Raw genomic sequence first — 21,403 nt, 5'->3', positions numbered from 1 at the left:
CATACGCCATTTGACGAAGTTTTTTTTCTATGGTAACATACGTTGGTACTTTAATTATCTACTACATTAGTAAACTAAAGGATTTCGGGGGTTTCACCATGAATGCAGTTGTTTTAGCGGTTGTTTTAATGTTGATATTAAGCTTGCTGCGGGTCAATGTCGTGATTGCGCTGGCTATAGGCGCTTTAGCTGGCGGACTTGCAGGTGGATTAGGCTTGGGAGGAACAGTGGACGCCTTTACGGACGGACTCGGAGGAAATGCAACAGTGGCGATTAGTTATGCGCTATTAGGGGCTTTTGCTGCGGCGCTGACGAAAACAGGTCTACCAGATGCTATGGTTGAAGGAGCAGTGAAGCTTCTAGGAAAAGAAGGCGATTCAAGACGGAAAACACTATCAAAAGTGCTCATCGTTCTTGTCATTTTGATCGTGTCCTGTTTTTCACAGAACGTCGTCCCTGTTCATATTGCCTTTATCCCAGTCTTAATTCCGCCGTTATTAAAGGTGTTTAACGAGCTTCAGATTGACCGCAGACTGCTAGCGTGTGTCATGACCTTCGGACTCACTGCACCATATATATTACTTCCAGTTGGTTTCGGACAGATTTTCCACGGAATGCTTCGTGACAATATGAAGGAAGCGGGGCTGACTGTAAACTTAGCAGATATTCCATATGCCATGCTGATTCCTGTTGCGGGTATGGTTCTTGGTTTGATCGTTTCCATTTTTGTGTATCGAAAGCCGAAGGTATATGAGGATCGTGAAATTACAGATGTAGAAAAATCGGCTTATACGAAAAAAAGCTTATTCTTTGCCGGTCTTGCTATTCTTGTTTCGTTGATTGTCCAGCTTTATCTATCGCAAAGCCTTGGTGTGGAAGGAATGATCTTCGGTGCACTCTCAGGACTGCTTGTCTTGTTTGTGACAGGAATGATGAAACGTGATGAAGCAGATGAACTGATTACATCTGGAATGAATATGATGGCATTTATCGGTTTTGTCATGCTTGTTGCGGCTGGATTTGCCAACGTGTTAACAAAAACAGGAGACATTGAATCCCTTGTCAAAGCATCTTCCCAATTTATCGGAAACAGCCAGAGTCTTGCGGCGATTTTAATGCTGCTCGTTGGTCTGCTTGTGACAATGGGAATCGGATCATCATTTGCAACGATTCCGATTATTACAACCATCTTTGTTCCACTTTGCTTACACTTAGGATTTAGTCCAATGGCCACCATTGCCATTATTGGCTCTGCTGCGGCTGTTGGAGATGCAGGTTCACCTGCAAGTGACAGTACACTTGGACCAACATCTGGATTGAATATGGATGGACAGCATCACCACATTTGGGGAACTTGTGTCCCAACTTTTATCTATTATAATATTCCGCTTGTTCTGTTCGGCTGGCTGGCGGCGATTATTCTGTAAGATGAAAAGCTTGTAGAGAAAACGATGATGTTTTTTCTATAAGCTTTTTTGTTGTTCGCAGATGAAAAATAATTAGGACAAAAGTATGAATTAAATGAATCTTTCTTCCTCTATCTTACGTATATATGCTGATAAAAATGAAAAGGGGAAGATGGGACATGTCATTTTTTAAAAAGCTAGCGGCAAGTGCAGGAATTGGTGCGGCAAAAGTAGATACCATTTTAGAGAAAAACGCTTATTATCCAGGACAAGAAGTAACGGGAACTGTCCATGTAAAGGGCGGAAAAATTGCTCAGGACATCCGTTATATCAATGTCAAGATTCAAACACAGTATGTGATTGTGAAAGATGATGAAGAGCATAGAAAATATGTGAATATCTTTACTTTACGGGTGACGGATTCTTTTACCATCCAGCCTGGAGAAAAGCATGAATTTCCGTTTTCATTTATTCTTCCTATCGATACCCCGATGACGATCGGAAAAGTAGAAATTGCAGTAATGACAGACCTTGATATCCAAGGCGGAATCGATAAATCTGACTATGACCGTATTTTCGTTGAAGCACATCCTTGGGTGAAAAATGTGCTGGAAGCCACTAGCAATCTAGGTTTCCACCTGAACGAAGCAGACTGTGAGCAAGCACCTTACTTCCAGCGGCGCCTGCCATTCGTCCAAGAATTCGAGTTCATTCCGACATCAGACTACTATCGCTATATGCTTGATGAGTTAGAGCTGATTTTTCTGATAGATGAAGGCGGATTAGACATTGTTTTCGAAGTCGACCGTAGAGCAAGAGGCCTGAGAGGCTGGCTTGAGGAGATGTATAATGATGGAGAACAGCTTGTACGCTACCGCTTCAGTCCATCAGATCTTGAGAATGTAGAAGTGCTTGAAGGAATGCTGGAAGAAATCATAGACCAATACGCTGAGTAATGATGAAAAAAGAGCCTGAATGAAGACAGGCTCTTTTTTCTATGATACAGCTTCTTGTTTTCGAAAGGATGTGGCTTTGGAAACAGAGCGATAAATTTTAGGTGCCAGCATCGCAAGTAATATGGTCAATGCGTAGTCTTTTACCATAAACCAGATCATAAAGAACCACGTGGTTTGATAGGAAATCGGTGCATTGAGCCATACATTTAATGCGAGGTATGTATAGGTGGTTCCGATCACATACATCACGGTCGTACCAGCAATGGCTGCAAGCAAAAAGCGGCCAAAGCCAGGGTTTTTTCTTTTTTCTAGAATGAATCCGGCAAGCCAGGCAGCAGGGATGTACGATAATACAAAGCCGCCGCTTTTGCCTAAAATGACCCCAAAGCCCGCAGAGAACTGGGCGAATACAGGTGCACCAGCAATTCCGACCAAGGCATAGACAATCATAGCTAATGCGCCAAGCCGTCTGCCGAGTAAGAGACCAGCAAGCACACAAAAAAACGGTTGCATCGTAAGTGGAATTCCGCCGACCTGTAAAAACGGCACAATGGATGTGATATTGGCTCCGATAGCCATGAGTGCAGCAAACATTCCCACTAGCACAAAGTCAGCAGTTCTTGTCTTCTTTTGCATGATGTTTCCCCCTGTCTTATCTGTACAAATAGATTAAGGGGAAGAAGGATTTTTGTCAACTTGTTTTTATTTTAGGTTAACAATAAAACCCGCCCATCAATAGGGCGGGTAGCTGATTAAGCTTCGGTCATAAAAGTGGCATCGATGGCTTTGCTGACAGGTACGTAATCATAGCCGAGATCACGAGCGACCGCTTCGTACGTGATATGTCCGTTCATGACATTGACACCTTCTGCGATGGCATTGTTTTCTCTAATGGCTTTTGCAGCGCCTTTATTCGCAATTTGCAGCGCATATGGAACAGTGACATTCGTTAACGCAACAGTTGATGTCCGCGGAACGGCGCCTGGCATGTTGGCGACAGCATAATGTAAAATGCCATGTTTTTCATAAGTAGGCTGATCATGGGTTGTGATATGATCAATGGTTTCGACAATGCCGCCTTGATCAATCGCTACATCCACAATGACAGAACCAGGCTTCATTTGTTTCACCATTTCTTCTGTCACTAGCGTCGGTGCTTTGGCACCAGGAATCAGCACAGCACAAATGAGAAGATCAGCTTCACTGACTGAATCTGCAATGTTGACAGGATTGGACATTAACGTTTTCATTTGATGGCCAAATTGGTCGTCCAGCTGACGCAGGCGTTCTGCGTTTACATCAATCAGGGTGACATCTGCGCCAAGTCCGATCGCCATTTTCGCTGCGTTTGTTCCAACAACACCGCCGCCAATAATGGTAACCTTTCCTCTTGATACCCCTGGTACCCCTGCAAGTAAAATACCTTTTCCGCCTTTTGGCTTTTCTAAAAATTGTGCACCAATTTGAGCGGCCATTCTGCCTGCTACTTCAGACATAGGTGTGAGAAGAGGGAGTGATTTTCCGTCCGTTACTGTTTCGTAAGCAATGGCTGTAACGCCTTTTTGTTTTAATGCTTCAGCCAAGGAGGGCTCTGCGGCTAGATGCAGGTACGTAAATAAGATGAGTCCTTCTCTGAAATAAGGATATTCCTCAGGTAATGGTTCTTTTACTTTCATGATCATATCAGAAGATGCCCATACATCTTTCGCCTGATCAAGAATCTCTGCACCAACAGATACATAATCGTCATCAGTGAATCCGCTTCCAAAACCAGCGTTTGTTTCAATTAAAATCTGATGTCCAGCTGAAAGCAATTGAGAAGCTGCTCCTGGTGTTAAAGCCACTCGGTTTTCATTGTTCTTAATTTCTTTCGGAATGCCGATGATCATGTTTATTCCTCCTATGCTTATCTATTGATATTGTATGTCTAGTGTATCCGGAAAGTTTAGAAAATTCTTCGGTTGAAATAAAAAATAAAAAAACGCCTCTTTGTGAAATTTCACAAATGGACGTTTTTTAGCTTCATATCAAGGTAGATGGTCATTTTCTCATTCATGTTTTTTAAATCAATTTCTGCGATGTCTGTAATCCGTTTTAATCGATAATTTAAGGTATTGATGTGGATGTTTAATTGCTTTGCGGCAATATTGGCATTGCTGTCACAGTCAATAAACCGCTCAAGGGTTTCGACAAGGTTGGAATGATGCCTCAGGTCGTAATCCTCCAGCTTTGATAAAGAGTAACTGGAGTAAGAAGATCCCTTTCGCTTCTCAGCAAGCACATCAAGATATTGATAAATGCCTAGTTCAGAAAAGCTGTTTAAACGTTCTGTTTCAACTGGAAAGCGTTCTTTCGTCTTTAATACAGCCAGTGCTTCTTTATAGGAAGGCTGAATTTGAGAGATGTTATCGTAAATTCCTCCAATTGCTGCCTGAACATGCTGAATATGATACCGGTCCGCAAGCTGCTGCAGCATGCCGCTTGTGAATTGCTTAATATCTTGAAGCGGATGTTCTGTTTTTGGTGAGACAAGAATAATGAATTCGTGAAAATCAACAGTCGTTAACAGTACCTGTACTTGCTGTGTTGTTTCAAGCAGATAGGACAGCTTTTTTTCTGTCTCCTCTGTGAGTTCGTCACGAAGACGGAAGATGATGATGGCATATGTGTCTGGACATCTGATGCCAAGCCTTAAAAATAGGTCAAGCATCTCATCCTTTTCATGAATATGACCCGTGAGCATCTTCCAGAAAAGCTCCTGATTACGTTCTTCTGTTTTCGTTTTTCGAATTTGTAAATTGAGTAATTTGTTTTTCACGGCATGCGCTGCCATTTTGAGAAGGTCCATTTCTTCTTCTGAAAAAGGCTGTGCGGATTCAATCGCCCAAATAAATCCGAGCACTTCTTTGTCCTTCCAGATCGAAATGGCGACCCTGCTAGATAAACCCACCTCTGCAATTTGAGGGACACGAAGCGGTTCGTCTGTTTTAAGGAGTGTAGGAATGATGCCGTCCTTCCAAAGCCGATTAATGACTTTTTCCGGTACTCGGCGGGAGATAATGGTTGAAGTTCTGGCGGGATCAGTAAAATCATTGTGTGTGCTATATGCCAATAATCGATGATGAGTATCTTCTATAGTAATAGGGCAATTGAGCACATCACTAATTTGGTCTGCCACATCCTCTAAACGATCAAGACTATACTTAAACGGATCTGTCTTTTTTGTCATAAAAAACCCCTGCTTTTTCGAATATTTCACGTACTTACATTATGAAGAGAATGAGGTACGTAAATCAACAAAAAACTGCCATAAACTTAAAAAAACAAAAAGTGTGAGAAGCAAGCAAATGGATGTTGAAGCACGCTGAAAAAGAAATAGTACAATAATAACGTAGTAAAAAATCAATAGGCGGAAAGGTCCACCGAAGCAGGTGCATACTTATTAAGAATATATGACTAAAAAACTGTTAAATACTAGATAAAAAGCGAAAAAACAGTAATTCTATAGACTCATTTTGTAAAATAAAAACAGATTTGTTTGACTGTGTATCATTTCTGTTTTTATAATAATAACGTCAAAAAATAAGTGGATTAGCCCATTATATGGCGGCTATGCACGGGAGGTAATGAGGAATATGTCAGGAATTATTCGCGTAACCCCAGAAGAACTAAGAGCGACCGCTAAGCAATATGGTGTTGAAAGTCAAGAAGTGTTAAACCAAGTTGATCGTCTAAATAGAATGATCTCTGATTTAAAAGGAATGTGGGAAGGTGCTTCTAGTGAAGCATTTGCTGATCAGTACGAGCAGCTTAAGCCTTCATTTATCAAAATGTCTGATCTATTAACAGATGTCAGCAATCAGCTTGATCAAACGGCAAATACACTTGAAAGCACTGACCAAGACATCGCAAGCCAAATCCGCGGCTAATCAAAGGGATTTCCTTTCTAAGTGTGAAATGCAGAAAAAGCGCCGAGTCTGTCAATGGATGCCGGCGCTCTTTCTATTTTGTGAGGTGGAAATTTGTGTATATCGATATTACCATCGACTTAAAAAATTATGATGGCAGTGTGTTTGATTTGAGACTATCAAATTATTTACATATAAAACAAGTCATCCATATCGCCTGGCAGGCAAAACAAATCTCACTTCCAAAGCGAGAAGGCGGATGGGTGCGAGTAGTCAATAAGAAAGCTGTGTTTTCAGGCGAATATAAGCTGTCAGACTGTGGAATTACCACAGGAGACAGGCTGGAAATACTATGAAAGGACTTTTGTAAATGGCAGATAAAAAGAGTTCCTATTTAGAAGAACAATTAGAAGCAGTCATGAAAAAAGAGGGAGGCACCTATACCTTTATTTTTCAAAAAGAGACGATTAAACTCTTAGACGGTTTAGAAGCGGCACCGATCAAAGACATCAATCCTTCATTTCAGAAAGAGATTCAATTAACTGAAGATGAGGTCATCATTTCTATACAACCGCCTCCTGCCTATCAGGAATTTCGTTTCATCCATGCAAAGGATGAAAAAAGCAAATGGATTTTTTCATACCAGCTTGTCGATGCAGTTCTTAAACACGATGTGAAACGGCTGCATCCTATTGTTTCTCCTGAAAACATTGTTTTTCATCAAGGCTTAGCTCCTGCATTTTTGCATTATGGGGTTAAAGAAAGCATTCCGCCATATGAAACCGATGAGTATCGCCTGTTAAAAGAGGTCAAGGCTGTTGTTCTTCGAGTGGTCGACCATGAATATCAATTTGAAGAATATGCGGCTTACAATGAAACGTTGAAATTATCTGAGCTGGCAAAAGAAATTAGTGAAACGAAGTCGCTGGAAGAATTGTCAGCTTTGATTGAGCAAAAGATCAAAGCAATCGATGCGAAAGAAAAAACGCTCTTAACCATACCTAAAAAGAAATGGAAGATCGAGCGATACATCGGATTAGGTCTGCTTGTCCTGTTAATCCCTGCATTGGTGTACACCATTTACACCTTCTTTTTTGCCATGCCAAAACAAGAAGCGTACGTCGAGGCAAACAAATATTATCTCAACAAGCAGTACAGTCAAGTGGTGGATACGTTAGAGAAATATCCAGCCAATCAAATGCCAGTCTCTCTACAATATGAACTGGCCATTTCGTATGTACAAACGAACCAAGGCAGTTTGTTGCTTGATCAGCATAAAAAAGAAATCACAGAAACGTACACATTGCAGACAGATCCGCAATACTTCCTATTCTGGATTCATATTGGACAAGGCAATAGCAAGGAAGCACTTGATATTGCACGGGTGCTTGGAGACGACAGGTACATATTTACGGCACTCGTCGCCTACCGCAATGAAATTCAAAACGATGACAGCCTTTCTGCTGAAGAAAAACAAAAACAGCTAGATCCGATCATTAAGGAAATGGCGAAATATGAAGAAAAAGAAACAACCGAGACAAGCACAAGTGACTCCTCAGACGCAAGCCAAACAGATGAAACAGCTGAACAAAAAGAGTCAAAAGCCGATCAAGAGAAAAAAGAGAAAGAATCTGAAGCGAAAAAGAAAACCTCTCAGACGAAAAAAGATGAGAAAAAATAATTCTTTCGATACAACTGACAGTTGGTGCTGTCCCATGAGGAGGTGGAGCGTTTGAGTCTTCTTTGGGTTTTTTATGAGGAGGATTATCAAACTGTCCGTTTAGATGAGCAGTTCAATCGAGAAGCTCTGATAGGACCTGAAATAGAGCATACGGTGACAATCCCTTCACTTTCGTTTGATGAAGGGGTCATTCGTTTATCTCCTGAAGAACCGAATGATGGTTTTTATATTTATCAGGGAGATGAGAAGAAGGGCAAATTACTTCCACATGAACCATATCAGCTTGGTTCACTTACACTTATTTTAATGGATGCACATCATGATCAACATATTTATTACCTAGGAAATAGAGTTGAGCTGTCTTTTTCACGTGAAGAGAAAGATGAGATAGATGTGTGGAAAGAACAAGCCCATTCCATGTTTCAAGATGCCAGCCAGTTCACTTTAGAGAAAATTGAAGGAACATGGTATGTCATGCCTCAAGACGAGAAGATTTACGTGAACGGAAAGAAAATTCACGGTCCAGAGGAGGTATATGCAGGAGATGAGCTGTTCTGGAACTTTCTGACGGTGACATTTAAAGACGATGATTTATTACAGGTGACAGCTTACGAACCTTTTCATACACGTTTGGAAAAAACAAGACCGCCAAGTACGGAAACAAAACAAAAATACCCTTCATACAGACGTACACCGCGTTTGATTTATGATTTGCCAGATGACAGGGTATCCTTTAGCTTTCCTTCGCAGGAGAGTGAAAATAACAGCAGAGGGCTTTGGCTTGTTGTCCTTCCGCCGCTTGTGATGCTCCTTGTGATGGGGATTGTTGCCCTAATCCAGCCGCGCGGAATCTTTATTATCGTGTCGATGGCGATGTTTATCATGACGTTAATTACATCGTCCGTTCAATACTTTAAGGAAAAATCACAGCGCAAAAGACGAGAAGAGAAGCGGCAGCGAGTCTACTCTCTTTATTTAGAAAATAAGCGGAAAGAGCTGCAGGAGCTGTATGACCGCCAGCAATATATTTTGACGTATCATTATCCGTCATTTGAACAAATGAAGTATTTAACATCAGAAATCAGCGGACGCATTTGGGAAAAGACGCTTGTGAGTGACGACTTCTTGCACCTGCGTCTTGGCACAGGCGCAGTCCCATCAAGCTACGAATTATCGATGAGCGGCGGCGATATGGCCAATCGAGATATTGATGACTTAATGGAACAAACGCAACACATGCAAAAAGTATATCGTGAAGTGAAGAATGTCCCGATTACATTCGGTCTTGCGGATGGTCCAACAGGATTAATTGGGAAGCCTGCGATTGTGAAAAATGAGCTTCATCAGCTTGTTGGACAGCTTGCTTTCTCGCACAGCTATCACGATTTGAGATTTGTCTTTATCTTTCATGAACAGGAGTATGAGAATTGGGAATGGATGAAATGGCTTCCGCACTTCCAGCTGCCTCATACATATGGCAAAGGGTTTATTTACAACGAACAAACACGCGATCAGCTGTTGTCCTCAATCTATGAAATTTTACGCGAGCGTGATTTAGAAGAAGAAAAAGAGAAGAAACTCTTTACGCCTCATTTTGTGTTCATCGTGACAAATCATGAGCTCATTGCCGAGCATGTGATTTTAGAATACTTAGAAGGCAGCCGGACAGACCTTGGTATCTCCATTCTCTTTGCAGCAGAAACAAAGGAAAGCTTAGCTGAAAATATTTCGACGCTTGTCCGTTATATTAACGAAGAAGAAGGAGATATTCTCATTCAGCACAAAAAGGCAGTACGAATTCCGTTTCAGCTTGATACACATCAGCGCGGGGACAATGAACTGTTTGCCAGAACACTGAGAACATTAGATCATCAAGTCGGTATGACCAATTCGATTCCTGAGACGGTCTCATTCCTTGATCTTTTCCATGCCAAACAGGTAGATGACATTGGCATTCGTGAAAAATGGCTGACTTCAGAAACGGCCAAATCATTATCAGTGCCAATCGGTTATAAGGGGAAAAACGACATTGTCGATCTGAACCTGCATGAAAAAGCACATGGCCCTCACGGACTGTTGGCGGGGACAACGGGATCAGGGAAAAGTGAATTTTTACAGACGTATATTTTATCGCTCGCTGTACATTTTCACCCGCATGAAGTTGCTTTTCTGTTGATTGACTATAAAGGAGGCGGAATGGCGCAGCCGTTTCGAAATATTCCTCATTTACTTGGAACGATCACCAATATTGAAGGCAGCAAGAACTTTAGTGAAAGAGCGCTTGCCTCAATTAAAAGTGAATTGAAGAAAAGGCAGCGGCTGTTTGATCAGTATCATGTGAATCACATCAATGATTATACGAAGCTCTACAAGGAGAAAAAGGCTGAGCAGGCAATGCCTCACTTGTTCTTAATCTCTGATGAGTTTGCTGAATTAAAAAGTGAAGAGCCAGACTTTATTAGGGAGCTTGTCAGCGCTGCACGTATCGGCCGAAGCCTTGGGGTCCATCTCATTTTGGCTACCCAAAAGCCAGGCGGGGTCATTGATGACCAGATTTGGAGTAACTCCCGTTTTAAGGTCGCACTAAAAGTACAAGATGCGTCAGACAGTAAGGAAATTTTGAAAAATAGTGATGCAGCGTCCATTACGGTCACAGGCCGCGGTTATTTACAAGTGGGCAACAATGAAATTTATGAATTGTTCCAATCGGCTTGGAGCGGTGCACCATATATGGAAGATGGCTACGGCTCAGAAGATGACATTGCCATTGTGACAGATACTGGTCTTATTCCGTTATCAGGGGTAAGCACAGAGCCAGCAGTGAAAAAAGAGACAGTGACGGAGATTTCCGCTGTTGTGGATGAAATTGAACGTATGCAGCAGGAGCTTGGAATTGAGAAGCTGCCAAGTCCATGGCTTCCACCGCTTGAAGAACGGATTCCAAAAACGCGTTATGCGTCGAGTGAAGAGCATGTCTTCCATTTTGCGCTTGTTGATGAACCAGATCAGCAAAGCCAGCATCCACTTTCTTATCAAATGATGGAAGATGGGAACATTGGCATCTTCGGTTCCTCCGGCTACGGCAAATCACTTGCTGCTACAACACTGCTGACGAGCTTTGCGGAGAGGTATTCACCTGAAGAATGGCACGCATATATTTATGATTTCGGAAACGGAACATTGCTTCCGTTAGCCAAACTGCCGCATACGGCGGATTATTTCTTAATGGATCAGATGAGAAAGATCCAAAAATCAATGAAGCGTCTGCGGGAAGAGGTTGAATATCGCAAGCGGTTATTTAGACAGCAAGAAATGAGTCATATCAAAATGTACAACGCCTTAAATGAGAAAAAGCTTCCATTCATTTTTATCGTGATTGACAACTTTGACATTGTCAAAGACGAAATGCATGATCTCGAATCTGAATTTATTCAGCTGAGCCGTGACGGACAATCACTAGGTATATACTTCTTGATTACAGCAACCCGGGTAAATGCAGTGCGTCAATCGCTGATGAACAATTTGAAAACAAAGATTGTCCATTACTTAATGGATCAAGGAGAGGCGTACTCGATTATTGGCAGACCGAAATTCAGCTTAGAGCCGATCCCAGGACGAGTCATTATTAACAAAGAAGAGCTTTATTTTGCGCAAATGTTTCTGCCAGTTGAAGGAGAGAACGATCTCGAATTGTTTGAGCATTTGAAACAAGAGATACAGCTTCTTCATAACCGCTTTGAAGCATCCGAAAAACCAAAGCCTGTGCCAATGCTTCCTGATAAGCTGACAGTTTGGGAGCTTGAGAGTCGTTTAGATGAACAAAAACCGCCTTATGACATTCCAGTCGGATTAGATGAGGAATCTGTGGCACCTGTTTATTTTGACTTGAAAAAGAATAAACATTGCCTCATTATCGGTCAAACGCAGCGCGGGAAAACAAATGTGACAAAACTGATGCTCGATCAGCTTTTAGTGGCAAAGCCTGAAAAGCTGGCTGTCTTTGATTCAATTGATCGAGGTCTATCCCATTATGCAAAAGAAGAGAACATTGATTACCTTGAAACAAAGGATGATATCACCGAATGGGCAGAAGAAATGGACCGCATATTCAAGGTGCGGGAAGAAATGTATGTCGAAGCTGTGCGCCAAGGGGAGACCGATCAGCTGTCATTTCCTCAAATTGTGCTTGTGATCGATGGCATTACGCGTTTTCAGCAGACGATCGATCCGCGTCTTCAAGATCAATTGGCTGATTTCATGAAGTCATATGCACACCTAGGCTTCAGCCTGATTGCATCAGGGAATCATACCGAGTTCAGTAAGGGCTATGATGCACTCACAAACGAAATCAAACAAGTTCGTCATGCCATGTTACTCATGAAAAAATCAGAGCAAAACATCATACCGCTCCCGTATGCAAGACAAGAACCAGAGATTCAGCCAGGTTTCGGGTATTTGGTTGAAAACGGAAAAGAGAAGAAAATCCAGGTTCCTTTATGTGCGGTAGAAAGGAAGAGTGTTCAATGACAGAGCAGCAAAAAAGCTCCATCAAAATCGTATCCACCATGATATTGATTCTTGTGCTGCCGGTTTTATTTTTCCACCTGATTGGAGATGACCCGGCAAAACAGAAGAAGAATGCCACACGAAATATTGCAGTGGTCAATGAGGATATGGGAGCGAGCGAAAGTGAAAACACGGCTCGTTTCGGACAGGATGTTGTGGCAGCATTGTCAGAACGTCCTGATTATACATGGACTGTAGTGAATCGCAGTGCGGCGGAAAATGGACTGAAAAACAGAAAATATGACGCTGTCCTTTATATTCCGTCTGATTTCTCTAAAAATGTGCTGAGCTATGATAAAGACCATCCTGAAAAGGCGTCCATTCAATTTTCAATTCAAGATCAGCTCAATGCAGTCAATAAAGAGAAAGTGCAAAGAGAGCTGGAAAATGCACAAAAGAAAATGAATGAACAGATGTCGACGCTATACTGGAGTTTTGTATCACAGGAAATCGGCAATGTAAGAGAAGAGTTTGAGCATATTGTCGGAAAAGAAGTCGAATTCCAAAACACGATGTACAACTTCTATAAACCGAACTCAAACAAACTATCAGATGCCGTCCAGCAGCAGAAGAAACAAATAGAAGAATTAAAAAATGCGATGGCCGATTCACAGAAAGAGTATAAAGACGGCTTGAGTACCACAGAAGAGGCAAAGAACCAGTTAAAGGACTTTGTGAAAGCAGTCGATCAATATCAGCAGTATCAAGACAAACAAAAGGATCTCTTGATCAAAGCGCAATCAGCAAGTCAAAAGCAAATCCAGCAAGGGCTCAAACAGCTCGCTGACATTCAAAACCAAAATGCCCGCAGCTTTAGTGATCAAATGGGCGGACTCAAAACAGACATCAACGGGGTACAAAGTCAGCTGAAAACAACGGACAGCGCCATCCAATCTGTTCAAAAGTCGAGAGAAGACGTTATTCCTAAGCAATCCACGGGGTTAACGGAACTTGTGATAGCGTCTCAGAAGGAACTGATTAAAAACTATGAAGATCGTTACTTAGAAGATTATCGAAATAAAATATCAGTCTTGCAGACAAAGCTATTGGCAAAAAGGCAAGAGTTAATGGACGAGCCTGAACCGCCAGCTGACTCTGATGAAGACGGGCCATCAGATCAAGATAATGAAAACCCAGAAGAAATTGGGATTAACCTAGAGGAAGAAACAAATGAGCTCTCACAGATTTCAATAGAAATGAACGACCTTGCGGATCAATTAGCAGATCAGGAGACGCCGCCTACTGGAGATGACAATGATGATAATACCGGTGATGATCCTGCTCAGCCAGATACCGGCAGCACGAATACATCGAAGGATGATCTAAAAGCACTCGCTACTCGTCTAGATGAAGTGAAAAAGAAAATTCAAGAAAAAGCGAACGCTCATAATGACGAATTAAAAGACAAAGTGACTCAGATGAGTAAAGAGCTTGAGAAACTCACAAAAAAAGTAGAAAAGCTTGAAAAGACCATCCTACGGTTACAAGATCGATATGATGTGATTCAGAATGAAATCAAAAATCAGGAATCCTCTATTTTAAACAAAGTAAAAGAGCTGAAGCGCAGGAACTCACCGATTAGTAATGCCTTTAGCGATAATCTTTTTGAGAAAAAGTTCGAAACAAAATCAACAAGAACTAAAAAATTAATGGACTATTCAAATCAACTCTCTCAGCTAGAGCTGATGATCGCAAATGTCTATCAACCATCTAATAACTCTTCTCTATATGACGCAAAAGAAGAGAATATCCAATCCATCCTCTCCATCAAAAAAGAAGAAACAGAAAACTGGGATAAGCTCAAAAACCAGATGCTGACATCAAACGATGATGTGTCTACTTTTATTGATGAGATGCAGAAGTTTTCAGATGGTTATGCGGAGTACATTACGACTCAGCAGGCAAGCATGGAACAGGAATTACAGACAATTTCTGAAAGTGCGGACAATGTAGCTGAGCAAATGGCTGATCAAGGAGATGCGGTGTATACAGCAGACCTTGCAGGCAGTTCAATTGTTGTCAGTGCACAGGATTCAATTGGTCAGGAAGTGCTTCGTCTTTCTGAAAATATGAGTTCGTTAACCGACCGCCAAAAAGGGGTGGCGGATTATACGAATAACATTGAAGAGAGTGTCACAACAGTTCAAGAGAAAGCAGATACGCTGAATGAAAACTGGAGCAAGAATGTCGATTCTACAAAGCTTGTTCAGCAAGATTTAAAGGGTATTTTAGGAAATACATTAAGTGATCAAGGCAACAGCAACTATGTGTATAACCATTTAGCCAATCCGCTGAAAATCAGCGGCGATGTGCCGGAAGAAAAAACGCAGACTGTACCGCCGGTCGTCATTTTGGTTATTGTGATGATCAGCAGTTTGCTAATTGGCTTTTTCAGCTCGTATTATGCGTCAGCTCCGATGCTGGTCAAAGGTGCACTGTTTGGCATCTTGAATCTATTAGTCGGACTCATGATCAGCTTGTTTGGACTGAACATTTACAAACTTGCAGATGATCAAGCCATTCAATGGTCGATCTTCACCATTTTGTTGTTAGTGGCGTGCTCTGCCTTTATTCGCACGGCCTTCCTTTTCGGTTCCATTGCCGGATGGATGGCAGCAACGGCACTGATTTTCTTCTTTGTCGCACCGTTAATTGATTTGGTGATGCCGAATTTCCACTTTACCAATCCAGTGACAGACGTGTACCTGTCGATCCAATATGGAAATGGAGACACCTTTGGAATGGGCGTCACAGGGTTAGTGATTTTAACTGTCCTTTTCATGGTCGTACCGCTTGTGAAAAAGCTATGGAAAGATAAAACAGAGGAACGTGATGTGACTCATGAAGCTTAATCTATTCGTGAAAGGGGCGGCACTCGTTGCCGTTTCCCTTTTTCTCCTCATCCCTGCTGCTTTCGCTGCTGGTGAAGATACGGATACGAATGTCAAGCCGAATGAATATCAGGAAAAGGAACTTAATATTAACTCGAGTATATTGAGGGATCAAACAAAATACGAACAAAGCAAAACGACGTCAAAAATCAAAACAGACATTCATTTTGCTGAACCGCCCAAAGCCCCGGGGGGATCTCTTTCTCCGCAGCTTTTTAGTGATCTAAAGGAGAACCCGCCCAAAACACCGGCTCGTATGATGAAAGAGATGAATATCTCTTTTAGTGATTCGGCTGTATCAGCACCTTCTGAGGATGATCATGAGAAGCAGACATCGGCACTGCTTCCGATGATCTTTGGTTTCTTGATAGCCCTTGGTCTCGTTGTGATGATTATCCTGATTCCAAAGGTGAATGTGAAGGCTGAAAAGAAATAGTCTGTCTCTTTTAATAGAGGCAGGCTTTTCTTTATGCAGATTGCTTGATGTCATACCGTTTCACTACGTAAAATAGTGATATCAAGGGAGGAGATTGTCATTCGAATTTCAATCGTTACAGGCGGATCAAAAGGCTTTGGCTTAGCACTTGTGAACAGGCTGCTTTCACGCGGGGATCATGTGTACACAGCAGCAAGAAGTGCATCGCCGATATCCCATCCGAAGCTTACACATACCCAGGTTGATCTGACCGATGAAGAAGCAGCGGCCAAATGGATTCAAGATAGTCTCACGCCGCAAACTCTGGCAGATGCTGATGACATCTTACTTGTCAACAATGCAGGAATGGTCACACCTATCAAGCGCGTTGGACAAGGCGGACAGGATACGCTTCATCAGCATTACAAGTTGAATCTTGTCATTCCTGTTTTACTGAGCCATATGTTTGCTAAGCAGACTCAATCATTTAACGGAAAGAAAACGATCGTTCATCTTTCTTCTGGAGCGGCGAAAAACCCATACAAAGGCTGGAGTGCGTATTGCAGTTCAAAGGCAGGACTCGATATGTTTATGAGGACTTTTCATGAGGAACAACAGGACGAGGCGCATCCGATCAACACGTTTTCCTTTTCACCCGGCACGATCGATACAGATATGCAGGGGGAAATTCGGAAGTCATCAAAACAAGACTTTGAACAAATAGACCGTTTTCAGCAATTATATGAAACAGGCACGCTGAAGAGCCCAGATGAAGTCGCAGGTATTTTGCTCGAACTTTTAGCGGATGATCCAGCTGGCGGATGTGTCTACGATGCACGTGAGTATGTGAAAAAGCAGTCATAACGACTGCTGCAGCGTGAAGAAAAACCCTCGCATTCTGTGTCAGGCCTCGGTGCCGGTGCTCACGAATCTAAAATTCGCTCCGCGCCAGTACTCGGTCTTCCTAGACTTCAAGGGTTTTCATATCACGCTGAAAAGGAGAAAAAAAGCAGTCATAGTGACTGCTTTTTTCGTATTGTACAAGCAAAAACAGCTCATTTGACATAAGCTGTTCTTGAGACTCATAGAAAATATAACAGAACATTTGAGTTTCTTTTCAGAATATGTTAGGATGCTAAAAATATAGATAAGGAGGGGTTTCCATGAGAAAGGTTACATTAATGGATGTTTACACCCATCCAGTCGCTCAAAAATATTTAAATCGTTCAGGAAAAGCCCATGCGATTGCTTGTGCTTATCACGCATTCAAACTGGCGGTGCAGGCTGGGATTAATCCAGATCTCGCTGTGAAAGCAGCCCTCTTGCATGACATCGGCCACTATGAATGGTATACAGCTGGCGGAGAATGGGATTACGAGACATATAGACGGAATGATATCCATGCCATTAAAGGCGCAGAGCGGGCTCACAAACTGCTCATACGCCTCGGTGAGGAACCAAAGGCAGCCAAAGATATTGCGCTTGCGATTCTGCTTCATACAGATTCATATTTGCCAGAGGGCGACCTTCATAAGGACACACTTCAGCAAATCGTCAAGAAGGCAGATGAAATGGATGAAGAGCCTGGCGGACATCACCATTACAGACAAATAGACGAATCACTTGCAATGAAAAAAATCACGGAATTGGATCAGAAAGTGCAGCAGGCACTTCAGCCCATGAAACGTTCTGTTTAGTATGGAATGTCTCCATGAATATTTCCATCCTGATCGACATACAATGTGCGAATAACGGTACGGTTAAATGCAGATGTACCTGATGCAGTGAGTCCGGTGTAATGAACCGTGACAGAATAAGCACCTTCTTTTTTCAATTGAACAGCTGATGAAGCAGTTGTTTTGAGTGGATGATCTTTTTGGGCATCCTTAAAGTAAAAGGTTTCGACTTTCTTGCTTAATCGTTTAATCAGACCGCTTGAATGGGTCGATGCATCATCCCCTGATTTCGCTGCCTCTGCTTTGATTTCGTCATTTAATGGTGAATCAAAGGATACGAGCAGCAAATAAGGAGCCTTTTTTCCTGAATTTGATCGAATCGTCCATTTTCCAGGAACGGGTTTATTGATTTGTACATGGTGCGAAAACGCGCCTTCATATGGGAAAGATGCTTCCGATGTCTTCAGATTTGTTAAGACGTCTCCATTTGGGGCGATGATTTCCGGCCGCGCCTCATGACTTTCATTTAACCACTGAATCGATAAGCCATTCGTTCCTTCCTCTACATAGAACGCTTCTGTTTTATCCTTTTCACTTTCACCGCCTTTCACATAAACATCTGTATTCAGCTCAGTAGAGTTGGGGCCCTCTATATTTTCTTTTTCAGCGCTTGCGGCATTTGCCAGCAGCTGATGCTGAAACACAGGGAACATGCTTGTGCCGTTTTTAATGGAGTTGTGATCCCATTTCCCTGTTAAAATATTGTTTGCATATGATAGTCTTGTGCTGCTTACTGTGACGGCGCCATCATTTGCACCAAAGCTCTTTAAATACATGCCGCCTAAATACAGCACCCCGCCAAATGTTCCCCATTCCGATCCCGAATACGTGATGTATTTTTGAGGAAACTTCTCCAGCTTGTCGGTTTCACTTCGAAAAGCCGCCATGAGCCCCGTTTGCAAAGAATAGAGCGCGTCGCTTTTTTGTCCAAGAATTTCTGCGAGCCAGCTTCCGCCCTTGCTATACGCTAAATCTGCCAGCGGCGTCCCGTAATGAGGGGAGCCGAGTGTGATGACCTTCTCTACATATGGAGGGGCATCGTGATACACGAGTGCGGACTGTGTATCCACCCCGCCTTTACTATGACCAATCACAATAAGTTTTCGACCGAACACATCATAGATTTCTTTTAACTTTTCTGCTAATAGTTTGCCATTCTTTTTCGTATCCTGATCTGGATACAAATCTATGAATGCGCTTTCGTATCCGTTCAGAACAGCTTGCTTTGCCATGTCGTTTCGGTCGAACCATGTGGAGGAGGAGCTGTTAATGCCGTGAACAAAAACAAGTGGTGGTTTTGACTCGTCTTTTTGAACCGGCTCTTCTCCTTTAAACCACTTTCCTGGTGTCCCAGGTTCATCTCCAATTGATCCTGCATACGCATAACTTGCAAAGGAAAAAAAGAGCATGACAGCAGCGAGACAGATGAGTTTTTTCAAGATCATTCACCTCTTCAAATGATTTAAGTTGTTGGCAGCACCAATTTATTATACTTCCAAAAGATGTAAAATTAAATAAAATGTTAAAATATGGTATTTGAGTTGTAGGTTTGCCCTGAGTGACATTCACATGGGTCATTGCATACGATGTGGGTAAATACACAAGTAAAGGGGCAGGTAGGATGGCACAACAAGGAAGTCCGCAGCTTGTTTCATTAGTTGATCCATATGTTTATCAAACATTGCAGAAAGTGATCGGTATGAGATTGATTGTTCAAACAGTGAAAGATACAGTGCGCGGAAAATTGAAGGAAGTCATGCCGGATCATATTGTCATTGAGGCGGGGACAAAATCAGTTTTTTATGTGCGGATCCAGCAAATTGTATCGGTGATGCCTGATCACAGTGAAAGAGTGTAACAAGCAGACGCAAAGGTGTCTGCTTTTTTCACGCTTATAGAATGTATATCTGGAAAAAGTGCATGATATACCAATTGTTCTTTTTTTTACAAAAAATAAGGTTCTAAAACAAGAAGCAGTTGACAGAAGGTGGGTGGAATAGTAGTTTTTTAATAAGATCAATACGTAACAGGAGGAGCATCTTTGTTAAAATCTAAAGTTCATTTTTGGACATTCCAAATATTACTTGTTTTACTCATTGTTTATGTATCTACAAAGGTTTCGTTTTTATTTCAGCCGATTATTTTATTTGCATCTACCTTGTTTGTTCCCATCTTGCTGGCTGGAATTCTCTTTTTCATCTTTAATCCAATTGTTCGATTTTTGTCCAGGAAAATTCCTAGGACACTTGCTATCCTGATCATTTATCTTTTGTTCATCGGACTCATCACGTTCATTGTGAATGCTGCGGGACCGGTTATTGTCACGCAGGTTGGTGGACTTGTCAAAAGCTTCCCTGGTTATGTGACGGATATGCAGAAATTTATCAACGACTTCTCGCATTCTAAAACATTTACTTGGATGATGAACCAAGATTATGTCTCCGTCTCGAAGTTTGAACAGACAATTGTTTCGACATTAAAAGGTTTGCCGGAAAATATTGCTTCAAGCATGTCTGCTGTGTTTGGTGTGATTGCCAATATTGCTTTAGCTGTGATCACAGTTCCGTTCATTTTGTTTTATATGTTGAAAGATGGACATAAGTTTCCGGACAAGCTCGTTCAATTTTTGCCAATGCCTTACCGTAAGGAAGGATTGAAAATCTTTAAAGAATTAAACGATACGCTTGCAGCTTACATACAAGGGCAGATTGTTGTCTGTTTATTTGTTGGAGTGGCTTGTTTTATCGGATACTTATTAATCGGTGTGAAATATGCGCTCATTCTCGGCATTATCATTGCGGTCACAAATGTGATTCCGTACCTTGGGCCATATCTTGGCGCGGCACCAGCTGTGCTTATTGCGTTTCTTGATTCGCCTGGAAAAGCGGTGGTGACAGTCATTGTCATTCTTGTCGTTCAGCAAATTGACGGAAATGTCATTTCTCCATTGATCATTGGGAAACGTCTCAACACACATCCTTTGACCATCATCCTGCTATTAATTGGGGCAGGAAGCTTTGGCGGAATCCTTGGCATGATTTTTGCGGTCCCTGTCTATGCACTGCTCAAAGCCATCACCTTGAATATTGTCAGATTGGTGCAGCTGCGTCAGCGATCTCGCAAAGAACAGCATTTAAACGTCTAGGACAGATGCACACCTTTTCCCTTCTTGCATAAGATGATTGAGATAAGCAGATAGGGGGAGATTCTGATGCCTGCAATCGTTGGACCTATTCATATCGAGTCGTTAGGAGGAAACGGTGCAGCTACTTTCGGTGATGTCCTGGCCATTGCTCCTTTGGCTGTCGACCACTCTACTGGCGGTGCGGGAGCCTTTAATTCAGGTGATTATATGTCACTTACAAGTGATCCGAATGCCACGATGCTTTGGGACTTTACATTGTTTGGCCAGCCTCAATCATTTAACGCATAGAAAGGCAGCTGATGGTCACAGATCAGCTGTCTTTTTTATTTTTCATACACGTATTTTTGAGCTGGGCATATGATGTGGGGAGAAAAGGTGGTGGAAAGATGCCAGCGATTGTTGGGCCTATTCATATTGACCGTGTGATTGGAAATGGTTCTGCACATTTCGGTGATGTTTTTGCCATTTCGCCAAAAAGTGTCGATCACTCCGCCGGTGGATCAGGTACCTATAATGCAGGGGACTTTGTCCAATTTTTTAGCAGTCCAAACGTTACGTTTATGTGGGATATAGACCTGATCAGCCAGCAAAAGAGCTTTAATGCATAGCCAGCTTTGAAAGGGAATTCCTTTTCAGAAGCTGTCTTTTTTTATGGTACAATGGATATGGATGTAAGAAGAAAAAAGAGGTGTGAACTGA

The 21,403-nt window shown here is 42.1% G+C and carries 18 protein-coding genes; 14 read left to right on the top strand and 4 right to left on the bottom strand.

The genetic code is table 11. The features are described from left to right. Positions 1-98 precede the first annotated feature (98 nt). Complete coding sequence (locus MHB69_RS15350; RefSeq protein ID WP_034282597.1) at positions 99-1,427, top strand: Na+/H+ antiporter family protein; 1,329 nt, start codon at positions 99-101, stop codon at positions 1,425-1,427. Between the two features lie 158 nt (positions 1,428-1,585). Continuing rightward, on the top strand, positions 1,586-2,362 hold the full coding sequence (locus tag MHB69_RS15345; protein ID WP_101676441.1) for a sporulation protein: 777 nt from the start codon (positions 1,586-1,588) through the stop codon (positions 2,360-2,362). A gap of 39 nt (positions 2,363-2,401) precedes the next feature. On the opposite strand, the gene MHB69_RS15340 is transcribed toward MHB69_RS15345, so the two are convergent. The 3 genes from MHB69_RS15340 to MHB69_RS15330 all read right to left on the bottom strand — a co-directional run bounded on the left by MHB69_RS15340 (position 2,402) and on the right by MHB69_RS15330 (position 5,591). Next, positions 2,402-2,998 carry a biotin transporter BioY gene (locus MHB69_RS15340; RefSeq protein ID WP_034282595.1) on the bottom strand — a complete coding sequence of 199 codons (597 nt, stop codon included), beginning with the start codon at positions 2,996-2,998 and terminating at the stop codon, positions 2,402-2,404. 116 nt (positions 2,999-3,114) lie between these two features. Then, positions 3,115-4,251 (bottom strand): alanine dehydrogenase, encoded by a 1,137-nt coding sequence (gene ald, locus MHB69_RS15335; RefSeq protein WP_034282594.1) that lies wholly within the window; start codon positions 4,249-4,251, stop codon positions 3,115-3,117. 110 nt (positions 4,252-4,361) lie between these two features. Continuing rightward, on the bottom strand, positions 4,362-5,591 hold the full coding sequence (locus MHB69_RS15330) for a PucR family transcriptional regulator (protein WP_024423341.1): 1,230 nt from the start codon (positions 5,589-5,591) through the stop codon (positions 4,362-4,364). 406 nt (positions 5,592-5,997) lie between these two features. Here MHB69_RS15330 and MHB69_RS15325 point away from each other — a divergent pair, with 406 nt between their 5' ends. The 8 genes from MHB69_RS15325 to MHB69_RS15290 all read left to right on the top strand — a co-directional run bounded on the left by MHB69_RS15325 (position 5,998) and on the right by MHB69_RS15290 (position 17,520). Further along, a complete protein-coding gene (locus MHB69_RS15325; protein WP_003213769.1) occupies positions 5,998-6,291 on the top strand; it encodes a WXG100 family type VII secretion target in 294 nt (97 codons plus the stop codon). Between the two features lie 95 nt (positions 6,292-6,386). After that, the gene (locus tag MHB69_RS15320; protein WP_003213579.1) at positions 6,387-6,626 is read left to right on the top strand and encodes an EsaB/YukD family protein; all 240 of its coding nucleotides are present in this window, start codon (positions 6,387-6,389) and stop codon (positions 6,624-6,626) included. A 14-nt stretch (positions 6,627-6,640) separates the two neighbouring features. Continuing rightward, the gene (essB, locus tag MHB69_RS15315; protein WP_326135731.1) at positions 6,641-7,951 is read left to right on the top strand and encodes a type VII secretion protein EssB; all 1,311 of its coding nucleotides are present in this window, start codon (positions 6,641-6,643) and stop codon (positions 7,949-7,951) included. Positions 7,952-8,002: 51 nt separating this feature from the next. After that, complete coding sequence (essC, locus tag MHB69_RS15310) at positions 8,003-12,478, top strand: type VII secretion protein EssC (protein WP_342495743.1); 4,476 nt, start codon at positions 8,003-8,005, stop codon at positions 12,476-12,478. Then, positions 12,475-15,369 carry a type VII secretion protein EsaA gene (gene esaA, locus MHB69_RS15305; RefSeq protein ID WP_342495742.1) on the top strand — a complete coding sequence of 965 codons (2,895 nt, stop codon included), beginning with the start codon at positions 12,475-12,477 and terminating at the stop codon, positions 15,367-15,369. The genes essC and esaA overlap by 4 nt, the downstream gene beginning before the upstream one ends. Beyond that, on the top strand, positions 15,359-15,844 hold the full coding sequence (essA, locus tag MHB69_RS15300; RefSeq protein WP_041115809.1) for a type VII secretion protein EssA: 486 nt from the start codon (positions 15,359-15,361) through the stop codon (positions 15,842-15,844). Before esaA ends, essA begins: the two co-directional genes overlap by 11 nt. A 99-nt stretch (positions 15,845-15,943) precedes the next feature. Continuing rightward, on the top strand, positions 15,944-16,687 hold the full coding sequence (locus MHB69_RS15295) for a (S)-benzoin forming benzil reductase (RefSeq protein WP_340892037.1): 744 nt from the start codon (positions 15,944-15,946) through the stop codon (positions 16,685-16,687). A gap of 299 nt (positions 16,688-16,986) precedes the next feature. Continuing rightward, positions 16,987-17,520: an HD domain-containing protein gene (locus tag MHB69_RS15290; RefSeq protein WP_024423336.1), complete on the top strand. Its 534-nt coding sequence runs from the start codon at positions 16,987-16,989 to the stop codon at positions 17,518-17,520. On the opposite strand, the gene MHB69_RS15285 is transcribed toward MHB69_RS15290, so the two are convergent. Then, on the bottom strand, positions 17,517-19,004 hold the full coding sequence (locus MHB69_RS15285) for an alpha/beta hydrolase (protein WP_342495741.1): 1,488 nt from the start codon (positions 19,002-19,004) through the stop codon (positions 17,517-17,519). The genes MHB69_RS15290 and MHB69_RS15285 overlap by 4 nt on opposite strands. 176 nt (positions 19,005-19,180) lie before the next feature. On the opposite strand from MHB69_RS15285, the gene MHB69_RS15280 reads away from it, so the two are divergent. The 4 genes from MHB69_RS15280 to MHB69_RS15265 all read left to right on the top strand — a co-directional run bounded on the left by MHB69_RS15280 (position 19,181) and on the right by MHB69_RS15265 (position 21,312). Further along, positions 19,181-19,417: a YuzF family protein gene (locus MHB69_RS15280; RefSeq protein ID WP_034282580.1), complete on the top strand. Its 237-nt coding sequence runs from the start codon at positions 19,181-19,183 to the stop codon at positions 19,415-19,417. A gap of 183 nt (positions 19,418-19,600) precedes the next feature. Next, positions 19,601-20,704: an AI-2E family transporter gene (locus MHB69_RS15275; protein ID WP_034282578.1), complete on the top strand. Its 1,104-nt coding sequence runs from the start codon at positions 19,601-19,603 to the stop codon at positions 20,702-20,704. A 66-nt stretch (positions 20,705-20,770) separates the two neighbouring features. Then, on the top strand, positions 20,771-20,992 hold the full coding sequence (locus tag MHB69_RS15270) for a spore germination protein (protein WP_003213446.1): 222 nt from the start codon (positions 20,771-20,773) through the stop codon (positions 20,990-20,992). Between the two features lie 98 nt (positions 20,993-21,090). Continuing rightward, positions 21,091-21,312, top strand: coding sequence for a spore germination protein (locus MHB69_RS15265; RefSeq protein WP_024425952.1), 222 nt, complete (start codon positions 21,091-21,093; stop codon positions 21,310-21,312). Positions 21,313-21,403 lie beyond the last annotated feature (91 nt).

Source organism: Bacillus sp. FSL K6-0994, assembly GCF_038630815.1.
In the GTDB taxonomy this organism is placed as follows: domain Bacteria; phylum Bacillota; class Bacilli; order Bacillales; family Bacillaceae; genus Bacillus; species Bacillus safensis.
This window is presented reverse-complemented; position numbering and strand designations above follow the sequence as displayed.

What these genes read in the sequence shown, in the direction of transcription:
- MHB69_RS15285 (WP_342495741.1), bottom strand. Translation starts at nt 19,004, where the DNA reads ATGATCTTGAAAAAACTCATCTGTCTCGCTGCTGTCATGCTCTTTTTT.
- MHB69_RS15270 (WP_003213446.1), top strand. Translation starts at nt 20,771, where the DNA reads ATGCCTGCAATCGTTGGACCTATTCATATCGAGTCGTTAGGAGGAAAC.
- MHB69_RS15340 (WP_034282595.1), bottom strand. Translation starts at nt 2,998, where the DNA reads ATGCAAAAGAAGACAAGAACTGCTGACTTTGTGCTAGTGGGAATGTTT.
- MHB69_RS15325 (WP_003213769.1), top strand. Translation starts at nt 5,998, where the DNA reads ATGTCAGGAATTATTCGCGTAACCCCAGAAGAACTAAGAGCGACCGCT.
- MHB69_RS15345 (WP_101676441.1), top strand. Translation starts at nt 1,586, where the DNA reads ATGTCATTTTTTAAAAAGCTAGCGGCAAGTGCAGGAATTGGTGCGGCA.
- MHB69_RS15330 (WP_024423341.1), bottom strand. Translation starts at nt 5,591, where the DNA reads ATGACAAAAAAGACAGATCCGTTTAAGTATAGTCTTGATCGTTTAGAG.
- MHB69_RS15290 (WP_024423336.1), top strand. Translation starts at nt 16,987, where the DNA reads ATGAGAAAGGTTACATTAATGGATGTTTACACCCATCCAGTCGCTCAA.
- MHB69_RS15280 (WP_034282580.1), top strand. Translation starts at nt 19,181, where the DNA reads ATGGCACAACAAGGAAGTCCGCAGCTTGTTTCATTAGTTGATCCATAT.
- MHB69_RS15350 (WP_034282597.1), top strand. Translation starts at nt 99, where the DNA reads ATGAATGCAGTTGTTTTAGCGGTTGTTTTAATGTTGATATTAAGCTTG.
- essA (WP_041115809.1), top strand. Translation starts at nt 15,359, where the DNA reads ATGAAGCTTAATCTATTCGTGAAAGGGGCGGCACTCGTTGCCGTTTCC.
- ald (WP_034282594.1), bottom strand. Translation starts at nt 4,251, where the DNA reads ATGATCATCGGCATTCCGAAAGAAATTAAGAACAATGAAAACCGAGTG.
- MHB69_RS15265 (WP_024425952.1), top strand. Translation starts at nt 21,091, where the DNA reads ATGCCAGCGATTGTTGGGCCTATTCATATTGACCGTGTGATTGGAAAT.
- essB (WP_326135731.1), top strand. Translation starts at nt 6,641, where the DNA reads ATGGCAGATAAAAAGAGTTCCTATTTAGAAGAACAATTAGAAGCAGTC.
- esaA (WP_342495742.1), top strand. Translation starts at nt 12,475, where the DNA reads ATGACAGAGCAGCAAAAAAGCTCCATCAAAATCGTATCCACCATGATA.